Source organism: Arenibacter amylolyticus, assembly GCF_002150785.1.
GTDB lineage: Bacteria > Bacteroidota > Bacteroidia > Flavobacteriales > Flavobacteriaceae > Arenibacter > Arenibacter amylolyticus.
The window spans coordinates 1-3653 of record NZ_MTAZ01000058.1; the positions used below are offsets into that span (position 1 = coordinate 1).

General features: G+C 39.3%; 2 protein-coding genes. One reads left to right on the forward strand and one right to left on the reverse strand.

Annotation, left to right across the window (positions count from 1 at the left end; translation table 11 throughout):
- Positions 1-748: 748 nt before the first annotated feature.
- Positions 749-1909, reverse strand: a complete 1161-nt coding sequence (locus BV214_RS15285) for an OmpA family protein (protein WP_086478378.1) — start codon at positions 1907-1909, stop codon at positions 749-751.
- 1054 nt (positions 1910-2963) lie between these two features.
- Between BV214_RS15285 and BV214_RS15290 the strand changes: the two genes are divergently transcribed.
- On the forward strand, positions 2964-3257 hold the full coding sequence (locus tag BV214_RS15290) for a GIY-YIG nuclease family protein (RefSeq protein ID WP_086478377.1): 294 nt from the start codon (positions 2964-2966) through the stop codon (positions 3255-3257).
- The last annotated feature ends 396 nt before the right edge of the window (positions 3258-3653 follow it).

Genomic DNA, 3653 nt, shown 5'->3' on the forward strand with positions numbered 1-3653 from the left:
TAGCACAGCACTTATAAAATTCACCTATTATTACATTATCCCATTGGTACATTTCCACATTAATCCCCCCATTTCCAAATTTCCAAATTGGCAAATCTCCAAATTAACCCATTGGCACATCGCTACATTGATCAATTGCTACATTAATCCCCCGTCACTTCGAGTGGTTTTGCGAAACGCAGTGAAGCAAAATTGTATCGAGAAGCAGGGGTTGATACTGCCACCCTAGGGGTTTAAACCTAAAAGGAAACAGCTTCAAACCAAGAGTTCTCGATACAAAATTCCTTCAGAATTTCACTCGAACTGACGACTTCATAACCTCGTAACAGCTTAACCTCATCAGCTTAACAACTTAACCTTTCAAGTAATAACCATAATGCTCAGCTAGTGAGATTTCCCAATCGCCCTGAAATAGGGCTCTTGTCGAAATGACGTTCTCATTAATATATTATTTATATATTTTCAAATTAACACATTAACAAATTCCCAAATTAAAACCATTGCTACACTTATCCATTGTTGAATTTCTACATTAATTTATTCCCTCATTAACAAATTGGCAAATCTCCAAATTAAACCATTGGTACATCGCTACATTGACCAATTGCTACATTAACAAAAAACCAGCTACGGTCCAAAATAAATTGGAACCATAACCGGTGTTTGTACTTAGTCTTATGTCCTCCCTACTTTGACTACTGGATCTATTTAGGAGCCTGCAGGTGAGGAGCTAGAAGCAGGGCTACAATTAGAAGCTCGCTACTTGGAATTCTGATCTTCTATTTTCTCTGTGCTTGGTTTCTGGGCAGTACTTAGTACCATCACAGTCGTTTAGCAACTGTTTTTTACCAAAGGCTTCTCCATTGAGTCTGCTAGCGTCTATTCCTTTCTCGTTTACCAGGTAGTCGATAGTGTTCTTTACTCTTCTCTCCGTCAGCTTTAAGTTATACTCCTGCGAGCCTCTGGCATCGGCATGTGAACTTACCTTGATGGTGATGCTGGAATGGGCTTCCATAATCTCGGCCAACTTATCCAAACGTTCCTTTTCTGCTTTGCTTACCCATGCGGAATTGAAAGCAAAATTAACATGACCTACAGACTTTACCTGACTTTCTATACTGGCTCTTCTTTGATTTTCGGCATCTCTTTCCGCTTTCTCTTCTGCCGCTAAACGCGCCTGCTCCTTCTCCCTTGCCAATCGCTCTGCAAGTAAACGTGCTTCTTCCTCGGCTTTCTTAGCTGCGTTGATAGAATCCTGTACTCGCTGGTTTTCATTGATTATGGCCAGCTTTTGCACGCCTTTCTTAGATAGTCCTTTTTCTATACCGAAACGATATACTACTCCGGCATGATGCTGCAAGTGGTTCCCCACATTGATACCTACCTTACCCGAGCTACTAAAATCTAACCCGAATTGATCCGAAAACCAGGTTCTGAATCCAACTACGGCGTTGTATGTCCCCCTATCCTGATTATTGGCCCTGGTATATCCCATTCCAACTCCTACATAAGGATCAAAGAAACCGGTTTCCCCTATAATCTTGTTTAAATCATAACTCACCCTGGCATCTACCGAATAATAATCCATTTCGGTAGTGTTTACCGCTCCACTAACAACCTTCCCTACTTTATATTTATTATAGGAACCAATGGCTTCTATACCCAAGCCATTTTTAAAATACCTACCTATACTTAAGCGCGATGGGTAAGGCAAGGCATTCCAATTGTCCTTAACATTAAATAATCCCTTTAATTGTCCATCGGAATCATCCACAAAATTGTACCCTAGGCCCACCATCCAGGCGCTTTCCACGATATGATCCTTGTCCGTTAGTTGCAATTCCTGGGCGGAATTAACATTGAATGAAGCAACCAATAATACTACTAAAATAATCCTGTAAATATTCATAAAACTATAAATTAGATCAATTTGCAATAATAGGCCCATGTTTATGAGCCACAATTAAAACTCCGCAAGATACAAATTTTATCGACTATCAGCCGCTCATGAAACCTCCCCTTAATCCTTCCTATTTCCTATGGTTTTAGAACGATAACACTCGTTTTCGACACCCGTTAATGGAGTCTATTTATATGTCCAAATAATTGACTTTAACTTATTTTACAACGGGAAAAATTGGGGATAATTGCCTTTTGAGTTGGGATATTGGTTCTAGGGGAAGATATGTTATAAGATACAGTGGCAACGGTACATTCTGCCACTTAAGAGTTTTAAACCGAAAGAAAGTCCTTCATACCAAGGTTCTCGATACAAAATTCTTTCAGAATTTCACTCGAACTGACGGAGTTCAGTTGCCAGTAACCAGTGCGGAGTAAACAGTTTTTTCAGTGAACAATTGGCTCAGTATTCAGTAAACGGTGGTCAGTGAGCAGTTTTACAATTATCAGTAAACAATAAGCAATAAACAAATTGAATAGTTGTACGTCCCTGATTTAGGTTGGACACTTAAAAGATTGGAACCAAAAGAAAAGTGCTCCAAACGAAGGTTCTCGATACAAAATGCCTATGGCATTTCACTCGAACTGACGGCGTATAAACTTTTGAATACCTACATAACGACGGCTTCATACCCAAATTTCCAAATTGGCAAATCTCCAAATTAACCCATTGGTACATCGCTACATTGATCAATTGTTACATTAATCCCCCCGTCACTTCGAGTGGTTTTATTGAGCGTAGCGAAATAAAATTGTATCGAGAAGCAGGGGGTGGTAATGCCACTTAAGAGATTTAAGCTGAAAGGTAAATGCTTCTAATGAAGGTTCTCGATACTAAATTCCTACGGAATTTCACTCGAACTGACGACTTATCTCCATTTGTAATCCTATCAACTGACAACCTCCCTTGTGACTTCGCGTATTCAATGGCACTAAGGAATAAATCAAAAAGCAGGCTTATAAATAGTTTTGTATCTTGAAGTCATCGTGCACTATCAAAACCTATGAAAATTTCCTACGTTTACATTCTTAGATGCTCTGACCTTACCTTTTATACTGGGATAACTTCAAACCTATCTAAACGGCTATTAGAGCACAGGTCAGGGGCTCATATAGATAGCTATACCTATTCCAGAAGACCTCTTTCATTGGTTTATTACGCGGAATTCACGGATGTAAATTTGGCTATAGAAACCGAAAAACAAATTAAAAATTGGTCAAGGGCTAAGAAACAAGCCCTTATCGATAACGAGTTCGATAAGTTGCCCAATTTGGCGAAAAAATCTTTCTTAAAATGACGCTTCATTACTATCTCGTCACTTCGCGTGGTTTTATTGAGCTTAGCGAAATAAAATTGTATCGAGAAGCAGGTGGTGATAATGCCACTTAAGAGATTTAAGCTGAAAGGTAAATGCTTCTAACGAAGGTTCTCGATACAAAATTCCTTCGGAATTTCACTCGAACTGACGGCTTAGCTCCTTTTCTAAACTTACCAATTAACAACTTCATACATCCCCGTCACTTCGAGTGGTTTTGCGAAACGCAGTGAAGCAAAATTGTATCGAGAAGCAGGAGGTGATAATGCGTCTCTAGGGGTATAAACCTAAAAGGAAACGGCTTCAAACCAAGGTTCTCGATACAAAATTCCTCCGGAATTTCACTCCTTTAGACTTGCATAAGTATATTTATCTCAA